Origin of the sequence: Actinomadura litoris, assembly GCF_009733595.1 — a bacterium.
In the GTDB taxonomy this organism is placed as follows: Bacteria; Actinomycetota; Actinomycetes; order Streptosporangiales; family Streptosporangiaceae; genus Spirillospora; species Spirillospora litoris.
Genome location: NZ_WOFH01000001.1, coordinates 263545 through 285905 on the forward strand (window position 1 = coordinate 263545; position 22361 = coordinate 285905).

17 protein-coding genes are annotated in these 22361 nt (G+C 74.0%); 7 read left to right on the top strand and 10 right to left on the bottom strand.

The window, feature by feature from the left end:
- Positions 1-9 precede the first annotated feature (9 nt).
- The 5 genes from GNZ18_RS01215 to GNZ18_RS01235 all read right to left on the bottom strand — a co-directional run bounded on the left by GNZ18_RS01215 (position 10) and on the right by GNZ18_RS01235 (position 8636).
- Positions 10-1116 carry a hypothetical protein gene (locus tag GNZ18_RS01215; protein WP_156214199.1) on the bottom strand — a complete coding sequence of 369 codons (1107 nt, stop codon included), beginning with the start codon at positions 1114-1116 and terminating at the stop codon, positions 10-12.
- Complete coding sequence (locus GNZ18_RS01220) at positions 1113-4130, bottom strand: hypothetical protein (RefSeq protein ID WP_156214200.1); 3018 nt, start codon at positions 4128-4130, stop codon at positions 1113-1115. The genes GNZ18_RS01215 and GNZ18_RS01220 overlap by 4 nt, the downstream gene beginning before the upstream one ends.
- Position 4131: 1 nt before the next feature.
- Positions 4132-5331 (bottom strand): serine/threonine-protein kinase, encoded by a 1200-nt coding sequence (locus tag GNZ18_RS01225; RefSeq protein WP_156214201.1) that lies wholly within the window; start codon positions 5329-5331, stop codon positions 4132-4134.
- Positions 5328-8138, bottom strand: coding sequence for an AAA family ATPase (locus GNZ18_RS01230; RefSeq protein WP_312874294.1), 2811 nt, complete (start codon positions 8136-8138; stop codon positions 5328-5330). The genes GNZ18_RS01225 and GNZ18_RS01230 overlap by 4 nt, the downstream gene beginning before the upstream one ends.
- Before the next feature lie 195 nt (positions 8139-8333).
- Entirely contained in the window at positions 8334-8636 is a 303-nt protein-coding gene (locus GNZ18_RS01235; protein WP_156214203.1) for a hypothetical protein, read from the bottom strand.
- A gap of 228 nt (positions 8637-8864) precedes the next feature.
- Between GNZ18_RS01235 and GNZ18_RS01240 the strand changes: the two genes are divergently transcribed.
- A complete protein-coding gene (locus tag GNZ18_RS01240) occupies positions 8865-9320 on the top strand; it encodes a tellurite resistance TerB family protein (RefSeq protein WP_156214204.1) in 456 nt (151 codons plus the stop codon).
- 9 nt (positions 9321-9329) lie between these two features.
- Here GNZ18_RS01240 and GNZ18_RS01245 read toward each other — a convergent pair whose 3' ends face one another.
- Positions 9330-10244: a M48 family metalloprotease gene (locus GNZ18_RS01245; RefSeq protein ID WP_312874240.1), complete on the bottom strand. Its 915-nt coding sequence runs from the start codon at positions 10242-10244 to the stop codon at positions 9330-9332.
- Complete coding sequence (locus GNZ18_RS01250; protein WP_214616317.1) at positions 10241-10636, bottom strand: BlaI/MecI/CopY family transcriptional regulator; 396 nt, start codon at positions 10634-10636, stop codon at positions 10241-10243. Before GNZ18_RS01250 ends, GNZ18_RS01245 begins: the two co-directional genes overlap by 4 nt.
- A gap of 267 nt (positions 10637-10903) precedes the next feature.
- On the opposite strand from GNZ18_RS01250, the gene GNZ18_RS01255 reads away from it, so the two are divergent.
- The 3 genes from GNZ18_RS01255 to GNZ18_RS01265 all read left to right on the top strand — a co-directional run bounded on the left by GNZ18_RS01255 (position 10904) and on the right by GNZ18_RS01265 (position 14490).
- Positions 10904-11500, top strand: a complete 597-nt coding sequence (locus GNZ18_RS01255) for a calcium-binding protein (RefSeq protein WP_214616316.1) — start codon at positions 10904-10906, stop codon at positions 11498-11500.
- A 177-nt stretch (positions 11501-11677) separates the two neighbouring features.
- The gene (locus tag GNZ18_RS01260; RefSeq protein ID WP_156214206.1) at positions 11678-12988 is read left to right on the top strand and encodes a cryptochrome/photolyase family protein; all 1311 of its coding nucleotides are present in this window, start codon (positions 11678-11680) and stop codon (positions 12986-12988) included.
- Positions 12985-14490, top strand: coding sequence for an SDR family oxidoreductase (locus GNZ18_RS01265; protein ID WP_156214207.1), 1506 nt, complete (start codon positions 12985-12987; stop codon positions 14488-14490). The genes GNZ18_RS01260 and GNZ18_RS01265 overlap by 4 nt, the downstream gene beginning before the upstream one ends.
- On the opposite strand, the gene GNZ18_RS01270 is transcribed toward GNZ18_RS01265, so the two are convergent.
- Positions 14471-15319, bottom strand: coding sequence for an alpha/beta fold hydrolase (locus GNZ18_RS01270; protein ID WP_156214208.1), 849 nt, complete (start codon positions 15317-15319; stop codon positions 14471-14473). The two genes, GNZ18_RS01265 and GNZ18_RS01270, sit on opposite strands and share 20 nt — an antisense overlap.
- A gap of 321 nt (positions 15320-15640) precedes the next feature.
- On the opposite strand from GNZ18_RS01270, the gene GNZ18_RS01275 reads away from it, so the two are divergent.
- Positions 15641-16255: a TetR/AcrR family transcriptional regulator gene (locus tag GNZ18_RS01275; RefSeq protein ID WP_156214209.1), complete on the top strand. Its 615-nt coding sequence runs from the start codon at positions 15641-15643 to the stop codon at positions 16253-16255.
- Positions 16256-16329: 74 nt separating this feature from the next.
- On the opposite strand, the gene GNZ18_RS01280 is transcribed toward GNZ18_RS01275, so the two are convergent.
- Positions 16330-17844: an MFS transporter gene (locus tag GNZ18_RS01280; protein ID WP_156214210.1), complete on the bottom strand. Its 1515-nt coding sequence runs from the start codon at positions 17842-17844 to the stop codon at positions 16330-16332.
- A gap of 535 nt (positions 17845-18379) precedes the next feature.
- Between GNZ18_RS01280 and GNZ18_RS01285 the strand changes: the two genes are divergently transcribed.
- Positions 18380-19210 carry an LLM class F420-dependent oxidoreductase gene (locus GNZ18_RS01285; protein ID WP_156214211.1) on the top strand — a complete coding sequence of 277 codons (831 nt, stop codon included), beginning with the start codon at positions 18380-18382 and terminating at the stop codon, positions 19208-19210.
- Between the two features lie 18 nt (positions 19211-19228).
- On the opposite strand, the gene GNZ18_RS01290 is transcribed toward GNZ18_RS01285, so the two are convergent.
- Positions 19229-20650, bottom strand: a complete 1422-nt coding sequence (locus GNZ18_RS01290; protein ID WP_156214212.1) for an amidase — start codon at positions 20648-20650, stop codon at positions 19229-19231.
- A 424-nt stretch (positions 20651-21074) separates the two neighbouring features.
- On the opposite strand from GNZ18_RS01290, the gene ccrA reads away from it, so the two are divergent.
- The gene (gene ccrA, locus GNZ18_RS01295) at positions 21075-22322 is read left to right on the top strand and encodes a crotonyl-CoA carboxylase/reductase (protein ID WP_216651115.1); all 1248 of its coding nucleotides are present in this window, start codon (positions 21075-21077) and stop codon (positions 22320-22322) included.
- Positions 22323-22361 lie beyond the last annotated feature (39 nt).

Here is a 22361-nt window from a genome sequence, read left to right on the forward strand (position 1 = left end):
CTCCCTCTCCTATCGCGAACGGATTCTTTCGAGCCAGGTGGTGGCCTCGCTGTTGGCCGGGCTCCATTCCAGCGCGGCGGTCAGCTCGCGTTCCTGACCGGGCCCCGGATCCAGCGCGGCGGCGCGGAAGAGGTGGTGCTCCGCGAGGGCCTGATTCTCGATCTTCAGTGAGTCTCCCTTTTCACAGATGGCGGCGAGTTCGTCCGCGCAGGAACGGGCCTGGTCGACGACCGTCTTGACCTTCGGGCGCCCGCCGTCGACCAGCATGAAATCGCACCACGAGTTGTACCAGCCGAGGCATGTGCGCAATGCCTGTTTGAACGGGACCCCGAGGCTCAGGAACGGCCCCAGGTGCTCGATTCCCGCCGCGTAGTCGGCGGGCAGCCCCTCCGGAAGCCGGGTCAGCCGCTCGGGTTCGGTGGTGATCCGTTCGGCGGTCTGGACGACGTCGGCGCACCACGCGTCGAGGAGTCCGGCGGCGACGGCGGCGATCTCGTCCGCGCGTTCGCGGTCCACCGCGTAGTCGTAGGGGACGCTCTGCCGCCGGAGCAGCTCCTCGACCGCCTCGCTGCCCGACCGGCAGGCGGCGAGGCAGTTCAGGTGCGTGCGGGCGACCGCGTGCTCGCCCGCCGCCAGGGCGCGGGCGCCCTGGCGGGCGTGGATCTCCAGCAGTTCGGTCGCGAGCTGTGAACGGACGCGCGACTCGTCGTCCACGTCGCCTTGGCGCTCCCAGAACGCCGGGCTGGCCAGCAGCAGGAACCAGAGGGCGGTGGCCGCCTCCAGCTCCGCCTCCGCCGGGCCGGGGCCGGCGAGCCGCCGGAACGCCCTTTCCCGGTAGGCGACCGCGAGCGAATGGTAGACGTCGATGTCGGGGCCGCCCACCTCCAGATGCCGGGCCCATTGCCGGGCCGCCTCGGCGTCGGTCTCCCGGAGCAGGGCCGCCCGCAGGTCGCCGTTCTGCTCAATGGCGGCTTCGAGCCTGCGGTAACGGCCGGTGCGTTTCATCGCCTCCGGCGGCTCCAGCGATTCCAGGGCGATCAGCCGGTCCGTGCACGCCTCCAGTTCCAGGGCGTCGGCGAGCGCGAACAGTTCGTCGGCGGACGGCTTGGATCTCACGCGGGCGTCCCTTCTGGAATGGGACCGGACGACAGCACCTGACCGGCCTGCCGGAGAAGTCCCGCCGCGTCGAGAGGGGAGCCGTTCTGGCGGGCGCGCTGGGCGCGGTGGCAGAGGAGGCGGGCGAATTCCTCGCGCAGCGGCGCGGGCGGATCGGGCTCGGCGGAAAGGGCCCGCCGCCACAGCCGGTCGGCGGCGTCCAGGGCGCCGGTCGCCGTGGCGCAGCGGGCGAGCACGACCGGGTCGAACCGCACCCCCGGCGTCTCGGCCAGCCGCTCCACGAACTCGGCCAGCGGCGAGGACCCCCGCCGCGCGCCGCCTTTCGGGGCGCCCTTCGCCGCGCACAGCATGGGCAGGACGCGGTCGATGTCGACCAGCCGGGAGACCGCCTCCGCGCCGGGGGACGACAGCAGCGCGGCGACCTGCTCCAGGCAGCGGTCCGGCTCGTCCACCGACAGGCTCGCCGCCCGCGCGAGGTGGACGGCCATCCGGGCCCGCGCGGACAGCTCGTCCAGGGGCGGCTCGGCCGCGGCGTCCGCGACGGGGGTGCCCTCGACCGCGCCCGCGAGGACCACGCAGATCCAGGCGTCGGCGGCGTCGCCGCCACCGGCCTCGCGCAGCAGCCGCGCCGCCTCCGCCGGGTCGCCGCCGTGCAGGGCGCGGGCCGCCTGGACGATCGCGACCGCGACGCTGCCCGGGGCCGCCGGGAGGGACGGCGCGGACTCGTCGGACTCCCGCTGGGCGTGCCCGAGGACCGCGCGGTCGTGCAGCGCGACGACCTCGGCGAGGTCGTCGCGCCCCCGGGCCCGCGCCGCGAGGCGGCCGAGCAGCTCGACCAGCGCCCCGGTGCGGGCGCGGTCGCGGCCGCGGTGGCAGGCCAGCGCCAGGGCCCGCGCGAGGTCGAGGTAGGGCTCGGGGCCGAGCCGCTCGTCGCGGTCGAGCAGGATCACCAGGTATTCGAGCAGCCCGAGGTCGGCCCCGGCGGGGTCCCGCGTGGCGGCGGCTATCCCGAGGATCCAGACCGCCCACGGGTGGGCCTGCATGGACGGCTGCGGGATGGGGGCCTCCCGGCCGCCGGTCCCGGCGAAGGCCGCCGCGGCGCCGCCGAGCAGCCGCACGATCTCGCTGGTCGCGGCGGGAACCGTGGCGACGGCCTCCGCCAGCTCGGACGCGGCCTCCGCCGCGATCCGGCGCGCCTCGGCGGCGTCGCCGGCGGCGTGGCGGGCGAGGGCGGCGCGCATCCGGAGCTGCCCGAGCATGAAGCCCGCCTGGTGCTGCCCGCGGTCCTTCAGCTCGCGCAGGAGCTCCGACGCCTCGGCGTCCCGGCCGTCGCGCGCCATGGCCCAGGCCGCCAGCGACGCCGCCTTCACGCCCGCGCGCGGGGCGCCGTCGCCGAGCAGCTCCAGCGCCGTCCCGGGACGGTTCAGCCCGGCGTCCCAGGCGGCGAGGACGAGCGCGGCCCGGCCGTAGCCGTAGGTCCGCGCGGCCTGGTCGAGCAGCTCGCGGCCCTGGTCGGGCTCGGTCGCGCGGAGGGCCAGCCCCGACCACAGCAGCCGCTCCTGGCCGGGGAGCCGGACGAACAGCGGCAGGGCGACGAGCTGGGCGAGCCGGTCGTCCTTGCGGCCGACATGGCGGGCCATGACCGTCCGGAAGGCTTCGAGCCGCTCGGGCAGCACGCCCTCGTCGGGGTTCCACGGCGGTTCCTCATCGGGCTCCGGCTCCGCGCGGGCGCCCCCGCCGCGCGCCATCCCGGCGCGGACCCCGGCGAGGGCGGTGAAGGGCGGCGGCGCGTCCCGCACCACGCCGGCGATCTCCTCGGCGCGGTCGCTCTCCGGGTCGGCGTCGAGGCAGAGGCAGGCGACCGCCCACTCCAGGGGCTGGCCGCGCACCCGGTCGAAGCACCGCGCGACGCCCTCCCGGTCGCCGGTGAGCAGGCACGCCCAGGCCGCGTGGTAGATCCACTCCGCGCGGACCGGGTCGGCGGCGACCAGCGGCATGAGCAGCGACGCGGCGCTCCGCTGGTCGCCCTCCAGCAGGAACATGCGCCCGGCCGCGTAGCCGAGCCAGGGCCCGGTCAGCCTGCCGATCACGAAGTCGCGCAGCGCGGCGGCCCCGACCGGGGGCGCCTCCTCGCTCGCCGGGTCGTCCAGCCAGGTCAGCGTCCACAGCAGGACGGCGATCTCCCTGGCCCACCGGGACGAGGTGGCCGCCGCGTGGCCGCCGAGCGCCTCGGCCGCCGCCCGGTCGCCGGCCCGCAGGTAGGCGGCGGTCAGCATGGTCCGGAACGCCTCGTCGTTGCGCCCGGCGTCCCGCGCCCTGGTCAGATGGGTGATCGCGGTGTCGGGCCGGTCCAGGACGATCAGGTGGGCGAGGCCGAGCGCGGCGTCGAGGCCGGGCGCCTCGATCCGCCGGTTGGACAGGTCCAGCGCCAGCTCGGCCGCCTGCTCCATCCGCCGCTCGCCGGACTCCAGGTCGACCCGCAGCACCGACGCGACGACGTCGATGATCTCCCGCATGAACGTGGGCGCGCGGGTCAGCGCGTCCACGTAGATCGACAGCTCGGTCTCCGGCGCCTCGGTCTCGCCGGGCAGCGCGCTGCGGCGCGCCAGCGCGGTCGCGACCTCCTGCTTGGCCGGGTCCTGCGGGTCGAGGATCGGGTAGACCCGCATCAGGAACCCGCGCGCGGCGACGTACTCCTGCCGCGCGTCGCGGGCGGCGAGCACCGGACGCCACACGCCGCTCGGCTCGTGCCGCTCGGCGGAGGCCCGCACGACCTGGAAGACGACCCGCTCCAGCTCGTGGAAGTCGGCCTCGACGAGCAGCGGCAGGAGCGCGGGCCGCACGGTCGTCCCGACGAGTTCGGCCAGCACCGCCTCGTCGACGTCCGCGAGCGCGCCCGACACCTCGGCGCGCACCTCGCGCAGCGCCGCCAGCGCGCCCGCCGGGTCGTGGTCGGCGGAGGCGTTGTGCACCGCCCTGCGCAGCCGCCGGGTCCCGAGGGCACGTCCGAGCACCTCAGCGCCCCCCGTTCAGCTCGGCGTCGCGGCGCCGCCGGAAGCGCGCGGCCTGGAAGCCGTTGCCGTCGAGTTCGTAGGCGCGGGCCGTCCGGGCGGCGAGGTCGGCGCGCTCGCGGCGGCTGCGCAGCGCCGCCGGGTGCCGCTCGACGACCTCCCACGCGTCCAGGCACGACCTGACGGCGGCCCCGCCCTCCCCCGAGGCGAGCTGCGCGTCGGCCTGCTCCAGCAGCCGGGCCACCTGCTGCGCGGGCGTGCTGGCGCGCGGGGCGGCGGGACGCTCGGCCCCGTCCAGCGCCCGCAGCAGTTCGCCCGCCGAGGCGAACCGGCGCCTCGGGTCGGGGTCGAGGCAGCGCAGCACGAGGTCGTCCAAGGACGGGCCGACCGTGTAGTTCAGCGCCGACGGCGGGGGCACCACGCAGGTGAGCCGCGCCTCCTGGAGCCAGTCGCCGTGCAGCGCGACCGGGACGCGGTCCGGCGGGTGGAGGTGCCCGTAGGGGTGCTTGCCGGTGAGCCCCTCGTAGAGGATGATCCCGACCGCGTACAGGTCGGACGCGGGGACGCTCTCCCCCTTCAGCGTCTCCGGCGCCATGTAGTGGAGCGCTCCCGCCGCGCCGGGCGCGTGGCCGCGCTCGATCAGCCGGGCGGCCAGCCCGAAGTCGACGACGCGCGCCCGGCCGGTGAGCCCGTCGACCAGGACGTTGTCGGGCTTCAGGTCGCGGTGCAGCAGCGCCGGTACGAGCCCGTGCAGCCCTCGCAGCGCGAGGCAGATCTGGCGTCCCCACCGGATGAGCGACGCGGCGGGCACGCCGGCGCCGAACGCGGCGAACTCCTCCCCGAGCGTCCGCCCCCGGACGTGCTCCATGACGAGGAACCCCCGGCGGCCCGCCTCCAGCGCGACCCCGGCGTCATAGACCGCGACCAGGTGGTCGCGCGCCTGCGCGTCCGTCATCTCCTCCAGCGCGCCCGCCAGCAGCAGCGCGTCGGCGAACTGGTCGCGGGCGATCTCCTCGGTCAGCCCGCCCCGGCGCGACAGCTTCACCGCGACCTGCCGGACGGGCACGCCGAGCAGCCGCTGCTGCGCCCGGAACACGGCCCCGAACGCGCCGCCGCCGATGAACTCGCGCAGCTCGTAGCGTCCGTCGATCACCCGGCCGAGCAGGCCCTTCAGCTCGCGGTCATCGGCCTCGCCGCCGGTCATGCGGGGGCTCCGCCGAAGGCGACGCCGACGGGCGGGACGGCGCCCGGCCGGAACGCCAGCTCGATCCGCGCGCCCTTCTCGAACTCCGCCTGCCGCCGCTCGATGGTCCGGGTGATCTCGTCCTCCACCAGCCGGGAGATCGTCTTGGCGACGATCCGGCCGCCCTCGGTGCCGCCGGAGCGCTCGTTGGCCTCGTGGCTGCGGTCGGCGACGTGCTCGACGAGCGCGTCCGGCACCACGAGCTCCTTGCCGCGCCGCCCCCAGTACGCGCGCTGCTCGTCGAACAGCTTCCGGGCGATCCCGGTCATGGCGGCGCGGTCCAGCGGGCGGAACACGACGATCTGCCGCAGCCGGCCGAGGAACTCAGGCGCGAACACCGCCTGGCGCGTCCGGTCGCGGACGTTCAGCAGGTCGCGGCGGACGGCCTCGGTGATCTCCTCCTGCGAGCGCCCCTGCGCGCTCAGCCGCGCGATCGTCTCGTGCCCGGCGTTGGAGGTGATGATGAAGATGGCGCGGTCGCCGAACGCCTTGACGCCGCGCTGGTCGATGATCCAGCCCTCGTCGAACAGGTTGAGGAACGGCCGCCACACCTCGGGGTGCGCCTTCTCCCCCTCGTCCAGCAGGAACACGCAGTACGGGTCGGAGTTGAGGTCGTTGATGAGCCGGCCGCCCTGGTCGTGGCCGTGGTAGCCGGGCGGCGCGCCGATGATGCCCGAGATGCTGTGCGGCTCGGCGTAGTTCTCCATCGGATAGGTGTGCAGCCGCTTGGACGCGGAGTAGAACCGCGCGACCGCCTTCGCCAGCTCGGTCTTGCCGACGCCGGTGAGGCCCGCGAACAGCATCACCGAGGCGGGCCGCCCGCCGACGCCGGTCAGCCCCAGCTTGATCCGGCGCAGCTCGCTCGCGACGACCCGCACCGCCTCCTCCTGCCCGACGACGACCTCGCCGAGCGAGCGCTCGAAGTCGATCCGCGCGCCGCCGGTGCCCGAGATCTGCTCGGCGGGCACCCCGGAGATCTCCGCGACGACGGCGACGATGTCGGCGGTGTCCACCCGCGCGTCCGCGCTCCCCGCCTGGGTGCGGCGGTAGTGGAGGTCGTCGCAGGCGCGGCGCAGGACGCGGATCGCCTTGGACGGCTGCCGCTCGTTGAGGATGAAGTCGGCGGACAGCGCGACGGCGTCGGCGACCGCGCGCCCGTCCACCTCGACGCCGAACTCGGCCGCGAGCCCGCGCGCCGCGCTGGCGGCCATGTCCTGCGCCTCGGCCTGGCCGGGCTCGTCCATGTCGACCCGGGAGACCAGCTCCCGCAGCGTGCGGTCGGAGCCGATCAGGTCGTCGAACTCGTGCGCCGACATCACGCCGACGAGGTGGAGGCGCCCCTGCTTCAGGGCGCTGCGGAGCGTCAGCCGGTGGTCGGTGCCGGCTTTCCCGCGGATCAGCGAGCCGAGCCCGTCGGCGCAGACGATCACGTCGGTGCGCCCGGCGATGTGGTCGATGATCTGCGTCAGCGCCTCCCCGCTGTCGGCCGGGGCGAGGTCGCCGCAGTCGACGTGCACGAAGCGCTTGCGCGCGAGGAAGGGGATCTCGCCCTCGGCGGCGCGCCGGGCCAGCTCCCGCAGCAGCGTCGTCGTCCCCACGCCGGGCAGGCCGGTGATGACGACGTGCGGCGCGGTGACGCGGTGCAGGGCCTTGCTCAGCAGCTCCACGTACCCGTCGAGGTGCAGGGCGGGCGTGATGCCCTCGGTGCGGGCGAGCCAGGTCAGGTCCTGCGAGGGCGCCGCGCCGGCGGGCAGCCGGAACGCGTTCTCGCGGGACGCGGCGCCGCCGGCCTCCCGCAGCTCCTCGTCGAGGTGGGCGCGCAGCTGGTCGAGGCTCAGCTTCAGCGGCGGGGCCTGGAACACCGACACGAGCCGGGCGGGCGGGTCGGCCAGCAGGGCGTCGAGCAGGTGGGGGGTGTCGATGCGCTCCGAATCCCAGACGGCCGCGCTGCGCTGCGCGCGCCCCAGCAGGTCGAGCAGCGGCGGCCCGAACGACTCGCGGGTCGGCGCGAGCGGGGGCGCGCCGCGTTTGCGCTGCGCGATGCGGAAGGCGTCGGCGAGCGACGAGGCGACCTTCGCCAGGCCGAGCTGCGGCGGCACCTGCAACCGCATGAGGTGCTCGGCCGGGCCCTCGGTCTCGGCGAGCAGGGCGAGCAGCAGGTGCGGCGGCAGCACGCGGTCGTAGCCGAGGTCGGCGGCCTGCTCCCCGGACTGCTCCAGCGCCGCCCACGCCGCCTCGGTGAACTCCTCGGAGCGGACCCGGCCGGACGCCTCGTCCAGCAGCGGCGGGAGCGGCTCGACCGCGACGCGGACCTGCTCGAAGAGGGCGGCGGCGGCCCGCTCGGCGTCCAGGAACGTCAGGTACAGGCGGTCGTCGGCGTCGAGGTGGGCCAGGACGCACGCGACGAACAACTCCAGCCCGAGCCGCTTCGCGTGGTCGCCCGCCGGCGGGAAGGACGCGAGCCGATCCACGAAGGCGTCGAGCGCGGCGAGGGCCTCGGCGGAGAAATCCTCGCGGTGACCGCCGAAACCGCCACCGCCGGCGGAGCCGGGATTGTATGCCTGAATGCTTTCTTGCAGGTCACGAAGGTAGGCGCCGTCCTGCAAGGCGCGGGCGAGCATCGAACGCAGGCCCTGGTCGGCGGCGTCGATCGCGGCGTGGAGCAGGTCGCCGGTGCGGACCCGCGCGCCCGCCCGGTCGGTGGCGGCGTAGAGCACATCGGCCACCCGTTGGTCGGCGAGGTCGGCCGGGGAGAGGACGCCGTCCACGAACAGCAATGATCACTCCAATGTGTTTGCCCGTTCCCCGGCCAATGGTGGCAAAAATCCCCCGCCTTCGGTGGTGATACCAGCCACGTCATGAAAAGGGTATGGACGATTGCACACACCGGACCAGACCCTACAGTCGAACGTCTTTCCGAACTGTGACGGGTGACGCGAACCCGGCCTTCCCGGCCCGGGTTCTCAGGGGTAGACGTACAGGGCGGCGAAGACGTCCAAGCCGGCCCAGTACAGCTTGCAGCGGTAGTCGGTCCAGCTTCCGTGGGCGAGGCCGTAGTCGCCGTCCCTGAAGCAGAGTTCGCAGGTGAAGTAGGTGTCGGCGATCTTGCGGAAGCCCTGCGGCACGTTCGTCAGGATCGAGCACCGGGGCAGTTGCGGGTCCGGGCGGGCCGCGTCGGCGAAGGCGGGCTGGGATGACAGGACGGCGAGGGAGGCCAGGGCGACGGCGGCCGTCGGGCCGAGCCTCCTGAAGGCGTGGGAGCGCATGGCGTTTCCAGTTCTGGACGGGCCGCCGGGGTACTCCGCGTGCCTCCGGCGAACGGCCGGACGGGGACGGCCCCGAGTGTGCGCGCCCGGCTCCGCGCCGTACAGCCGGGTGGCCGGAGACGGTCGCGGGGAGCGATCCAGGCGCCGGTGGGCGGCGTCCGAGGCTTCTGCTACAGATGTAGCAGGTCGGCTAGGGTCGGGGGTGACCGACGACGACCGGAGGAACCAATGCCTTTCTGGGACAAGCTGCGCGAGTCCACACAGACCATGCAGACGCAGCTCCTCAGCAAGAAGAACGAACTGAAGAGCGGGGCGTTCCGGGACGCGAGCATGGCGATGTGCGCGCTCGTGGCGGCGGCGGACGGGAGCGTCGACCCGTCCGAGCGGCAGCGGACCGCCTCGCTCATCGCCTCCAACGAGGTGCTCCAGAACTTCCCCGCCGACGACCTGCAGCGGCGCTTCAACGACTACGTCTCCAAGCTGACGGCCGACTTCGCCTTCGGGAAGGTCGGGGTCCTCCAGGACATCGGCAAGACCAAGAAGAAGCCCGCCGAGGCGCGCGCCGTCATCCAGATCGGCATCATCATCGGCGGCGCGGACGGCCACTTCGACGAGAGCGAGAAGGCCGTGGTCCGCGAGGCGTGCTTCGCGGTCGGCCTGGACCCGGCCGAGTTCGAACTCTGAACCGGCCCGTCAGCGGAGCGCGAGCAGCGCCAGCAGGCCGGACGCGACGGCGTGGTCGAGTTGGAGCGTCGCGGCGGTCAGCGTGCTGGTGACGACGCCGTTGCCCATGAACAGCAGCGGTCCGGTGACGGAATTCTTGGCGGGCGGCGCGTCGAGCAGCGCCTCGACGCGCTCGATGACGCCCGACTCGGCGAACGCGGCGGCGGGGCCGGGGCCGGGAGCGGCGGGGCCGGGAGCGGCGGGCGGATGGGCGAGGGCGACCTTGGCGATCGTGCGGGCGACGAACGCGCGGTCGCCGACGGCCTCGGCGGCGTCCTCGTCCGCCCAGCGCTCCACGGCCAGGCGCAGCCGCCGGTCCAGCGGGCGCAGCGCGGGCAGGAGCGCGCGGGCCAGCGCGCCGGAGGCCAGGTAGCGGTGGTGGCGGTGCCGCAGGTGCGAGGTCTCGTGCTGGAACACCACGTGCAGCTCGTCGGAGGCCAGCCGCCGCAGCAGCCCGCGCGACAGCAGCACTCCCCCGTGCCGGCCGGGGACCGCGACCGCGATCGGCACCTCGGTCTCCAGCGGCGCCCGCGCCCGCGACCTCGCCGCGCGCAGCTCGCGGGCCCAGCGCAGGGCGGCCCGTCCGGCGACGAGCAGCCCGGCGGCCGTCAGCAGCGCCGCCGGGAGGCCCACCACGTCGGGCACCGGGCGGTCGTCGCCGAACAGCGCCCACTCGGGGACGTGCGCGGCGGCGGACGGTGTCAGCGTCGCCCCGTAGTTGATCGCCACGAACACCCCGGTGCCGAGCGCGGCGACCGCCGTCATCGCGCCGGTCGTGGCCAGCAGCCGCGCCGACCACGACGGGTGCAGCGGCACCGGCACCCGGCCGAGCACGGCGCTCAGCGCCAGCATGACGGCGAGCGGCAGGAAGGTGAACCAGCTCACCCCCGCTCACCCCGCCCCTCGGTGACGGCGCCCTCTTCGATGGCGGCGCCTTCGAGGAACGCGCGCAGCTGGCGCGCCTCCTCGTCGCTGAGCGTGCTCACGAACCGGCTCAGCACGGTCCCGGGATCGCTCGCCAGCCGCAGGTGCTCGCGCATGCGGCCCGCCACCAGCTCGGACTCGTCGATGGCGAGCCGGTAGCGGTAGTGCCGCCCGGCCCGGGTCCGGGTGACGAGCCGCTTCTCGTGCAGCCGGTGCAGGATCGTGTTGACCGTGGTGTAGGCGGGCTCGCCGTCGAGGCGCTCGACCAGCTCCGCCGTCCGCGCCGAGCCGCCGAGCCCGGCCAGCGCCGCGAGGACCTCCGCCTCCAGTTGCCCGAGCGGTCTGCGCGGCACCGGCCTCACCCCTTCGCGGCGGACGTCGATTCCCCATAGACGGTAGCCGCCTCGGGGGTCCTCACCGTCCGCACGCGTCCGACCGCGCGCGGGGACTTCGCATTCCGCGTGAGTCGCCGCCCGCCGCTTGTGACAGTTCCTAATCCATTCGACATTGATCATTGTCCATTGTCCTCAGCCGGTCACCACGCTTGTTGAGGCGGCCGCCGAAAGTGCGAATTGGAGGCGGCGCCGGCGAAGGCCCGACGCCGAAGGGAGATTGGACAGATGCGCATCAAGGCGATCGCCGCGACCCTGACCCTGTTCGGCGCGGCCCTCACCCCCGCGCTGTCGGCGGGCCCCGCCTCGGCCACCTCCACGACCTGCCTGGACGAGCGGACCGGCAAGGACATGACGGCGACCGTCCCCGCCGGGGCCGGCGCCGACAACATCTGGGTCGTGAACGGCAACGTCGTCTCCGCGCAGGCCGGGGACGACCGGATCTTCCTCGACCAGGTCACCGACGGCCCGTTCCCCTCGGACGCGGTGACCTGCGGGGACAACGGCGACGACTGGATCGGCTCCTACCTCGCCCAGCCGTCCGGCTCGATCGCGGCGCGCGGCGGGACGGGCGCCGACACCCTGCTCGGCGGCACCGCGGGCGACTTCCTGAACGGCAACGCCGGAACCGACAACCTGATCGGCAACGACGGCGACGACCGGCTGAAGGGCGAGGACGGCAACGACAACCTCTGGGGCGGCGACGGGAACGACTTCATCGACGGCGGCGCCGGAAACGACATCATCGACGGCGGCCCCGGAGTCGACACCTGCGTCGGCGGCGACGGATCCGCCTACACGGTCAACTGCGAAATCGTTTACTGATTCCTCCCGGCTCGAACAACGATTACGCACCCGCTGAAACGCGCCCGGCCGGTCGCCTGGAGACGGCCGGGCGCCCGCGATTCGCGATCGGAGGCGCACGGGGGGCGTACGGGAGCGCCGCCGACCATCCGGCGCGCGGACGCATCCGGTCGCGGGTGCCGCCACGAAGTCCAGGTGATGAGTACCTCGATCCTGCTGTTCACCCGCGACCTGCGCGTCCGCGACAACCCGGCGCTGGCCGCCGCGTGCCGGGCGGACCGGGTCGTCCCGCTGTTCGTCCTCGACGACGCGATCCTCACCGTGCCGAACCGCGTCCGGTTCCTGCTGGAGAGCCTCGCCGACCTGCGCGCGTCGCTCCGGGCGGCGGGCGGCGACCTGCTCGTCCGGCGCGGCGATCCGGCCGCCGAGGTCGCGCGGCTCTCCCGCGAGGCCGGCGCGGACGCGCTGCACCTCGCCGACGAGCGGTCCGCCTACGGGACCCGGCGGCTCGCCGCGCTGCGGGAACTGGACCTCGCGGTGACGGCGCACCCGGGCGTGACGGTCGTCCCGCCGGGCGCGCTGACCCCGGCGAACGGCGACCACTACCGGGTGTTCACCCCGTACTGGCGCGTGTGGGACGCGGCGCGCCGCCGCCCGGAGGCACCCGAGCCGAAAGCGGTCCGGCTCCCGGACGGCCTGGACGCCGGGCCGCTCCCCACGGGCGCCGAGCTGGTGTCCGGCCCGTGCTCCCCCGATCCGGCGCCGGGCGGCGAGCGCGCGGGACGGGCGCGGATGAGGGCGTGGCTGCGTGAAACGGCCGACGAGTACGACCGGATCCACGACGACCTGGCCGCCGACCGCACCTCGCGGCTCAGCGCCTACCTGAAGTTCGGCTGCGTCTCCCCGCTGGAGCTGGAGCGGGCGTCCCGGGGCGGCGGACGGGAGGGCTTCCGGCGCCAGCTCGCCTGGCGCGACTTCCACCACCAGGTCGCGGCCGCCTTCCCCGGGCTCGCGCGGCGCGACTACCGGCCGCGCCGGGGCTCCTGGAACCGCGACGAGGACGCCCTGGCCGCCTGGCGCGAGGGCACGACGGGCATCCCGATCGTGGACGCGGGCATGCGCCAGCTCCGCCGCGAGGGCTTCATGCACAACCGCGCGCGCCTGGTCACGGCGTCGTTCCTCACCCGGAACCTGAACATCGACTGGCGCGAGGGCCTGCGCCACTTCGACGCCTGGCTGACCGACGGCGACGTCGCCGACAACGCCGGGAACTGGCAGTGGGTCGCCGGAACGGGCAACAACACGCGTCCGGGCCAGGTGATGAACCCGCTCCGGCAGGCCGCCCGGTTCGACCGCGGCGGCGACTACGTCCGCCGCTACCTGCCCGAGCTCGCGGAGCTGGACGCCCGGCACGTCCACCACCCCTGGACCCTGCCCGACGACCGCAGAAGCGCGCTCGACTATCCACCGCCCATCTCGGGGTACAGGACGCCCGGGGAGGACGGATGAGCGAGACGGAGAGCAAGCTGTGCCTGGTCACGGGGGCCACCGGCTACATCGGCGGCAGGCTCGTGCCCGAGCTGCTGGACGCCGGCCACCGGGTGCGCTGCATGGCGCGCTCGGCCGGACGGCTGCGCGACCACCCCTGGGCGGACCGGGTGGAGGTCGTGGAGGCCGACGCCACCGACCCCGACTCGACCGCGCGGGCCCTGGACGGGGCGGACGTCGCCTACTACCTGATCCACGCGATCGGCGGCGCGGGCGGCTTCGCCGAGAACGACCGCCGCGCCGCGAGGACGTTCGCCGACGCGTCCCGCCGGGCGGGCATCGGGCGGCTGGTCTACCTCGGCGGCATGGCCCCGGGCGAGGGCGGCCGCGACCTGTCGCCGCACCTCAGGTCGCGCGCCGAGGTCGGCGAGATCCTGCTCGACAGCGGCGTGCCGACGGCGTGGCTGCGCGCCGCCGTCATCATCGGATCGGGCTCGGCGTCGTTCGAGATGCTGCGCTACCTCACCGAGCGGCTGCCGGTGATGGTCACCCCGAAATGGGTGCACACCCGCATCCAGCCGATCGCGATCCGAGACGTCCTGCGCTACCTCGTGGCCGCCGCGGACCTGCCCGCCGAGGTGAGCCGGGGCTTCGACATCGGCGGCCCGGACGTGCTGACCTACCTGGACATGATGCGCCGCTACGCCGCCGTCGCCGGGCTCAGGCCGCGCGTGATCGTGCCGGTCCCGCTGCTCAGCCCGTGGCTGTCGAGCCTGTGGGTGGGCACGATCACGCCCGTGCCCGGCGGGCTCGCGCGCCCGCTGGTGGAGTCGCTGCGCAACGAGGTGGTGTGCGCGGACGACGACATCGACCGGTACGTCCCACCGCCGCCGGGCGGCGCGACCGGCTTCGAGCGGTCGGTGGAGCTGGCGCTGCGCCGCGTCCGGGAGGCCGACGTCGCGACGCGCTGGTCGTCGGCGAGCGTCCCGGGCGCGCCCAGCGACCCGCTGCCCACCGACCCCGACTGGGCGGGCGGCAGCCTCTACACCGACGAGCGGACCTGCCGCGCCGCCGCCCCCGCGCAGCGCCTGTGGGACGTGGTCGAGGGCATCGGCGGCGAGCGGGGCTGGTACTCCTTCCCGCTGGCCTGGCGCGTCCGGGGCCTGCTGGACCGGCTGGTCGGCGGCGTCGGCCTGCGGCGCGGGCGCCGGGACCCGCGCCGGCTGCGGGTCGGGGAGACCGTCGACTTCTGGCGGGTGGAGGCGATCGAGCCCGGACGGCTGCTGCGGCTGCGCGCCGAGATGCGGGTGCCGGGCCTGGCCTGGCTGGAGCTGCGCGTCGAGGACGAGGGCGGCCGCGCGCGGCTCGCCCAGCGGGCGCTGTTCCACCCGCGCGGCCTCGCCGGGCACGCCTACTGGTGGGCGTTCCGGCCGTTCCACGACCGGATCTTCGGCGGGATGTGCCGGGGCATCGCCCGCGCCGCCGAACCGTCCGGCGGGGACGTCACGGCAGGTCCGCGATGATCTCGGCGACCCTCGACGGCATGGACAGGAACGGCGAGTGGGACGAGTCGAGCGCCACGACGCCCGTCGGGTTCTCCGGGTAGGCGGCGTCCGCCTCGGCGATGAACCTGTGCTGGCACGGCGGGCAGAGCGCCCGGTCCCGCGCGCAGGTGACGTAGGTGCGGGGCACCGACCCCCAGGCGTCGCGGGTCAACTCGATGCCCGTCGCGCCGAGCGCCGTGGACGAGTCGGGCGTCATCAGCCCGATCGCGGCCTCTGCCTCGGCCTCGCCGATGTCGTCGAAGAACGCCCGCCTGAGCATGCGGCGGTAGTCGGGGTCGGCCGAGGCGAGGTCGAGCCGGAGCGCCCCGATCACGTTCGGGTCGCCCTGGAGCGAGGGCGCGACGAGCGTCTCGGCGTTCTCGGGCAGGACGGAGTAGTCGTTCGCCGGGACGCCCGAGGCGGGCATGAAGGCGGCCAGGTACACCGCGTGCGCCACGAGTTCGGGGGCCCGCTGCGCCGCCCAGGTCAGCGCCGGGCCGCCCATGCTGTGCGCGACGACCGTGACCGGGCGTCCGCCGCCGAGCCGCCGGATCTGCGAGACCAGCAGGTCGCCCGCCTGCTCGACGCCGACGTCCGCGACCGGCGACCTCTCGACGGGCAGCGCCGCCGGGTCGAACGGGCGCCTGCTGAGGCAGGCGGGCCACCGGGCGCGGAGGCCGTGCCCCGCCATGTCGACCGCCAGCACCGCGCGCCCGGTGCCCGCCACGTGCCCGGCGACCTCGCTCCAGCACCAGGAACCGAACCAGAAACCGTGCAGGAGCAGCACCGGGGAGGAATTGCCGGTCATGGTCACTCCTCGTCGAAGGGGGAAGGGCAGCGACATCCGCGACAAGATCAACATACTACGCGGACCGCGTCTGTCCGGCGGGTGGGCACAAGCGGCGCGACAGGCCGCGCCGCGTGCCCGCTATTGCGGCCGAGTTCGCATTGATAAGTGCGCGTGCGACCACTTTCCGACACGTAATCCGACCGGCGTTCAGGCACAGCGGTAAGCTATTTGTGAACATCCTGGTATACTTTGGGATCGAGCGATCCGGCGGGGGCGTGCGTCCGGCTCTCGCGGTCGGCTCGACCCTTGGTATTTCCCAGCGATGCGGAGTGAACACCGATGGCGGAAGCGGATTCGGAGCGGCGGTCGAGGCGGCGCCAGATGTCCAAGGACGAGCGCCGCGCGGAGATCATCGCGACCGCCGCCGACCTCTTCGAGAAACTGGGTTACGCGGGCGCCTCGATGGACGACATCGCCGCCGCGGTCGGAATCGGAAAGCCCACTCTGTACCACTACTTCCGCAGCAAGTCGGAACTGCTGTGGTACATGCACGAGGAGCTGATCGACGGCCTGACCGCCGCGCACCGCGCACGTGTCGAGCGCGGCGCCGAGCCGGTCGAGCTGCTGCGCGGCGTCATCCACGACTTCCTGGAGAACATCGCGACCAGGCGCGGCCAGTGCCGGGTCTTCTTCGAGAACCACCGCGAGCTGCCCGACGCCGACCTCGCCGTCGCCACCGAGAAACGCACCCGCTACGAGGCCATGGTGGAGGAGGCCGTCCGCGGCGGAATCGCCGACGGAACGTTCCGCGACGTCGACACCAAGCTGTTCAGCCTCGCGATATTCGGGATGAGCAACTGGGCCTACCAGTGGTACCACTCCGACGGGAAGTTCTCGCACGAGGAGATCGCCGACGCTTTCTGGGACTACGCCTACCGCGGCCTGCGCCCCTAATCCATTGCGACCGCCGGCCCGGCGTGCCCGGCCGGCCGATTGCGGGGCCGGGCCGGGCACACCGGGCGGCGTGATCAAATGCTGGTGACCGTGCCCGCCTCATCGGCTTCGGCGGGCCGCACGGCGGCCGTCTCCTCGACATCGATCCGGTAGGTTTCCGGCAGCAGCAGTACCGACACGACGGTGATGAGGCAGACGCCCGCCATGTAGGCGGCGATGGCGAGCCATGAATCCGTCCACGCGTACAGGGACGTCGCGATCAGCGGCGCCAGCGCCCCGCCGACCACCGAGGCGACCTGGATGCTCAGCGACATCGCCGAATAGCGCGTCTCGGTCGGGAACGTCTCGGCGAAGAAGGCGCCCTGCGGCGCGTACATGGTGGTGTGCAGCAGGCCGAGCCCGACGACGAACGCGATCACGATGACGACCGGCGACTCGGTGTTGAGCAGCGGCCAGAACACGAACGCCCAGACCCCGACCAGCGCCGACCCGACCGTCAGCATCCCCCTGCGGCCGAAGCGGTCCGACAGCGCACCCGCGACCGGCAGCATGACGAGTTGGACCGCCGCCCCGCACAGCACGCCCAGCAGCATCCGGCTCTTCGGCATGTCGAGGATGTCGTCGTTGGTGCCGTAGGCGACGGCGAAGGTCATGAACAGGTAGTAGGTCACGTTGATACCGATGTAGGCGCCGCCGATGAGGACGATCCGCCTCGGGTAGCGGCGCAGCGCCTCCAGGACGGGCGAGCGCGCGGCCCGCGCGGCGCGTCCCTCCTGCACGACCACCGGCACGGGCTCCAGTGCGGGCTCCAGTGCGGGCTCCAGTGCGGGCTCCAGTGCGGGCTCCAGTGCGGGCTCCGGTGCGGGCTTGACGAAGGGCCCGGCCTCCTCCCCGCTCTCCGCCACCGCGGCGCGCTGGAGGCGCTTGAACGCCTTGGTCTCCTCGATCCGGAGCTGGATGTAGATCGTCAGGCCGAGCAGCGCCACGCTCGCGAGGAACGGCAGCCGCCACCCCCAGGCGTCGAAGGAGTCGGAGTCGGTGATCCCGTCGGCGATCAGGAACGCGAAGTTGCCGACCAGGATGCCCGCGGGCCCGCCCGCGAGCGCGAAGCTGGAGTAGAAGCCGCGGCGGCGCGGCGGCGCGCTCTCCATCGCCAGCAGGATCACCCCGCCGGTCTGGCCGCCGAGCGCGATCCCCTGGACGAGCCGCAGCAGCACCAGCAGCAGCGGCGCCCCCGGCCCGATCGCGTCGTAGGTGGGCAGCACGCCGATGAGCGTGGTGCCGAGGCCCATCGTCAGCAGCACCATGACGAGGGAGCGCTTGCGTCCGTGCACGTCGCCGAGATGACCGAAGATCACCGCGCCCACCGGCCGGGCGATGAACCCGATCGCGAACGTGGAGAACGACAGCAGCGCCCCGGCGAGCGGGCTCTGACCGGGAAAGAACAGGTCCGGGAAGACCAGCGCGGCGGCGGTCCCGTAAATGAAGAAGTCGTAGTTCTCGATGCTCGACGCGGCCAGCGCCGCGGCGGCGATCTTCAGCGTGCTCTTTTTGGATGCGTCCTGCGGGGGTTTCTTTCCAGGGACCATCCGCGTTTCCTTTCAGCGACGTGGCGGACCGCCTCGCGACGGTCTCGCGCCCACCTGCCATACGCGCGGAAAGCGTGATCACCCGGAATTCCAGCGATCCGGGCGGCGCGTTTCGCGTGTCGGCCTACGTATGCGCTGAGTCCCCCGGGCAGCGCTGGGAGGGCCGCCGGTGCCGCAGGGGCGCCGGGCGGCCGGCGACTGTGCCCACGACGACGGCTTCCGGTCGCCCACGACGGCGGCTGTGGTGCGGCCACCGGTTCCGGATCCGCGGTGGTCGCCCGCCTTTTGAGCGGTGGCGCCACCGCGCCTCCGAGTTGACGACCGACCGGTCGGTCGTATGAATACGATTGCAGCCGGGACAGGGGGTGTCAACCCTTGAGCTGGCGTTTTCTCCGGGCTGCCGCGTTGCCGCTCCGCGCCGCGTCCACCTAAGATCGAAGTCGCCCGGACACGGAAATCGGCGATGCCATCCCCGGCGATTCGCCTGGCGTCTCGCCGGAAAGTCAGCAGGACGACGACAAGTCTCGGAGAACCCATGAAGTTCGGCATCTACACGCTTTTGACGGCCGCGAGCATCCGGCCCGAGGTATTGGCCCGCGCGGCGGAGGAACGCGGCTTCGACTCCCTGTTCATCGCCGAGCACTCGCATATTCCCGTCCGCCGCGAGACGCTCTGGCAGGGGCGCGCCGAACTGCCGGACGCCTACTACCGCACGCTCGCGCCCTTCCCCGCGCTCGCGGCGGCGTCGGCGGTGACCTCCACGCTGCTGCTCGGCACCGCCGTCGCGCTGCTCGCCCAGCGCGACCCGATCCACACGGCCAAGGAGGTCGCGACCCTCGACGTCCTGTCCGGCGGGCGGGTGATCCTCGGGGTCGGCTCCGGCTGGAACCGCGAGGAGATGCGCAACCACGGCACCGACCCGCGCACCCGGGGCGCGCTGCTGAACGAGCGGCTCGCCGCGATCAAGGCGATGTGGACGCAGGACGAGGCGGAGTTCCACGGCGAGCACGTCGACTTCGACCCGATCCACCTGTGGCCGAAGCCGGAGCGCCGCCCGCACCCGCCGATCTACGTCGGCGGGGAGAGCGACGCCGCGCTGGACCGGATCGCCCGGTTCGGGGACGGCTGGCTCCCGCGCGCCGCGACCACGCCCGAGGAGATCCGCCGGTTCTCCGCGCGGCTGGCCGAGCGGGGCCGTCCGGACGTCCCGATCACGCTGGCCGGGCTTGGGCCCGACGCCGAGGCGGTCGCGGGGCTCGCCGAGGCGGGCGTGGAGCGGATCGCGTTCGAGCATCCGACCACGTCCGAGAGCGAGTCGCTGCGCGCCCTCGACGAGTTGGCCGCGTTCGCCGACAGGCTGCGCTGACCGCGGCACCGCCCGCCCTCAGGACGCCGGGGCGGGCGCCGCGGCGCGGGCGGCGGGCGGGTCCGCCATCGGGTGCACCCGCTCCACCGCCCGCGCCACCGCGAGCACCAGCGCGTCCGCGTGCCGGGGGCCGACGATCTGGAGGCCGATCGGCAGCCCCCCGGACGTGCGGGCGACCGGCACGGTGATCGCGGGCTGGTGGGTCATGTTGAACGGGTAGGTGAACGGCGTCCAGCGCGGCCAGTCGCTCAGCCCGCTGCCCGGCGGGACGTCGTGCCCGGCCTCGAACGCGGGGATCGGGACGGTCGGGGTGATCAGCACGTCGTGGCGGGTGTGGAACTCGCCCATGCGGACGCCGAGCGCCACCCGCTCCACCTCCGCCGCCAGGTAGTCGGCGGCCGAGCAGGTGAGCCCGCGCTCGATCACGGCGCGCAGGCCGGGGTCGACGCCGGCGCCGTCGCCGAGGACGTCGCGCCACTTCGCCGCCCCGGCGCACCACAGGATGTCGAACGCGTCGTAGGGGTCGGGGAAGCCCGGGTCGGCCTGCTCGACGCGGACCCCGGCGTCCTGGAGGGCCCGCGCGGCGGACGCGACGGCGGCGGCGACCTCGGGGTCGACCCGCGCGTAGCCGAGGTCCGGGGAGAAGGCGGCGGTGACGCCGGCGACGTCGCGGCCGAGCGTGTCGGTGTAGGGGGTCGCGAGGGGGCCGAGCGCGAACGGGTCGCGGGGGTCGGGGCCCGCGAGCACGTCCAGCAGGAGCGCGGCGTCCTCGACGGTGCGCGCCATCGGCCCGGCGTGCGCGAGGACCGCGAGCGCGCTCAGCGGGTACTGCGGGACGCGGCCGTGGGTGGGTTTCAGGCCGACGACGCCGCAGAAGGACGCCGGGATGCGGACCGAGCCGCCGCCGTCGGTGCCGACCGACAGCGCGCCCATGCCGGACGCGACCGCCGCCGCGCTGCCGCCGCTGGAGCCGCCCGTGGTGCGGGTCGTGTCCCAGGGGTTGCGGGTCACGCCGGTCAGCGGGTTGTCGCAGACGCCCTTCCACCCCATCTCGGGCGTGGTGGTCTTGCCGAGCAGGACCGGCCCGGCCTCGCGCAGCCGGGCGGCGGCCGGGCTGTCGACGTCCCAGGGCTGGTCCGGGTCGACGCACCGCGAGCCGCGCAGCGTCGGCCAGCCGCGGGTGAGGAACAGGTCCTTGATCGACATCGGCACGCCGTCGATCGGGCTCGCCGGGGCGCCGGCCCGCCAGCGCCGCTCGGCGGCGCGGGCGCCGGCCAGCGCGCTCTCGGCGTCCACGAGGGCGTAGGCGTTGCAGTCGCCGTCGTGCCGCCGGATCGCCTCCAGCGCCTCGGTCGTCGCCTCCACCGGGGAGATCGTCCCGGCGGCGTAGGCGGCCACCAGCTCCGCCGCCGTCGGGCTGTGGTATCGGTCGCCGGCCATCGGTCCTCCTGAGAATTCGGGCTGAAAATTCCGCACTCCGCCAAAAGGGCAGGAGAAAACGTCGATGCGCATTCTCGACAGGACGCCCGTCGATTGATCGGCGCTCAGAGGGGGGTGGAGGACAATGGCGGTCCGGGCGGCGGAACCCGCCGGGTCTACCGGGAGATGAGCTGCGGAGGGTGAGGTGTCGACGCAGGTGGGCGCGGTGTATCGGCGCTCGACCACGGCCCGACCGACCGGTCGGATGACTTGAAGCTACCTCGCCATAGCAGGGCCGTCAACCCTCCGCGACCAGGGATTGACATTGCGCCTCGGCGCGTAGTTCCATCCAAATTAGGCGGTCGCCGAGAAAGCGTCGGGCGGCGCGTCCCGAGCAGGCGATGAACTCCCAGAAGCCGAGCCCTCGAAACGGCAGGAGCGATTGTTGTCCATTGATGCGAGGATTCCGATCGGCGAGGTACCGCCCCCCGGCACCCGTCCGGGACGCATGTTCGCGCAGGTCGTCCGGCAGGGCCGGTTCGGCGACCCGCTGACCGCCTTCGAGATCGAGGAGGTTCCGGTGCCCGAGCCGGGGCCCGGCGAGGTGCTGGTCGCGGTGATGGCGGCGGGCATCAACTTCAACAACGTGTGGGCGGCGCGCGGCACGCCGATCGACGTGATCGCCGACCGGCGGCGCAAGGGCGAGCCGTGGGACTTCCACATCGGCGGCAGCGACGCGTCCGGCATCGTCCACGCGGTGGGCGAGGGCGTGGAGTCGGTCTCGCCGGGCGACCGCATCGTCGTCCACCCCGGCCACTGGGACCCGGACGACGCGTGGGTGAAGGGCGGCAACGACCCCATGCTCGCCCCGAGCGCCAAGATCTGGGGGTACAACACCAACTTCGGGTCGTTCGCGCAGTTCTGCCTAGCCCAGGAGCACCAGATCCTGCCCAAGGCACCGCATCTGACCTGGGCGGAGGCCGCCGCGCCGACGCTGGTCGGGACGACCGCCTACCGCATGCTGTTCGGCTGGGACGGGCACCGCCTGCGCCCCGGCGACCTCGTCCTCGTGTGGGGCGGCTCGGGCGGGCTCGGCACCCAGGCGATCCAGCTCGCGGTCGCGCACGGCGCGGACGCGGTCGCCGTGGTCTCCGACGACCGGCGCGGCGAGTACGCGACCCGCCTCGGCGCGATCGGCTACCTGAACCGGGGCGGTTTCTCGCACTGGGGCGTGCCGCCCCACTGGGACGACGCGCCGGGCTACGGCGCGTGGATGAAGGAGGCGCGCCGGTTCCGGCAGGCGCTCTCGGAGATCGCCGGACGGCGCAGCCCGCGCATCGTGTTCGAGCACCCGGGCGAGGCGACGATCCCCACCAGCGTGTTCCTGTGCGCGCCGGGCGGCATGGTCGTCATCTGCGCCGGGACGTCCGGGTACTCGGCGACCGTCGACCTCCGCTACCAGTGGGTCATGCAGAAGCGGCTCCAGGGCTCGCACGGGACCAACGACGACCAGGCCCGCGCCTACAACGACCTGGTCAGGGAGGGGCGGATCGACCCGTCGCTGGGGGAGGTCGTCCCCTTCCACGAGATCGGGCGCGCCCACCACGACATGGCGAACGGCATCGAGGTGTTCGGCAACCGGGTCGCGCTGGTCGGCGCCCCCGACGAGCACGCCGGCGTGACGGGCCGATGAGCGTTGACAGCGATCCGCGGCCGTGTAAAAGTCGAAACC

Coding starts and splice junctions, on each gene's coding strand:
- GNZ18_RS01255 (WP_214616316.1), top strand. CDS start 10,904: ATGCGCATCAAGGCGATCGCCGCGACCCTGACCCTGTTCGGCGCGGCC.
- GNZ18_RS01225 (WP_156214201.1), bottom strand. CDS start 5,331: ATGACCGGCGGCGAGGCCGATGACCGCGAGCTGAAGGGCCTGCTCGGC.
- GNZ18_RS01280 (WP_156214210.1), bottom strand. CDS start 17,844: ATGGTCCCTGGAAAGAAACCCCCGCAGGACGCATCCAAAAAGAGCACG.
- GNZ18_RS01285 (WP_156214211.1), top strand. CDS start 18,380: ATGAAGTTCGGCATCTACACGCTTTTGACGGCCGCGAGCATCCGGCCC.
- GNZ18_RS01235 (WP_156214203.1), bottom strand. CDS start 8,636: ATGCGCTCCCACGCCTTCAGGAGGCTCGGCCCGACGGCCGCCGTCGCC.
- GNZ18_RS01265 (WP_156214207.1), top strand. CDS start 12,985: ATGAGCGAGACGGAGAGCAAGCTGTGCCTGGTCACGGGGGCCACCGGC.
- GNZ18_RS01290 (WP_156214212.1), bottom strand. CDS start 20,650: ATGGCCGGCGACCGATACCACAGCCCGACGGCGGCGGAGCTGGTGGCC.
- GNZ18_RS01275 (WP_156214209.1), top strand. CDS start 15,641: ATGGCGGAAGCGGATTCGGAGCGGCGGTCGAGGCGGCGCCAGATGTCC.
- GNZ18_RS01240 (WP_156214204.1), top strand. CDS start 8,865: ATGCCTTTCTGGGACAAGCTGCGCGAGTCCACACAGACCATGCAGACG.
- GNZ18_RS01270 (WP_156214208.1), bottom strand. CDS start 15,319: ATGACCGGCAATTCCTCCCCGGTGCTGCTCCTGCACGGTTTCTGGTTC.
- GNZ18_RS01260 (WP_156214206.1), top strand. CDS start 11,678: ATGAGTACCTCGATCCTGCTGTTCACCCGCGACCTGCGCGTCCGCGAC.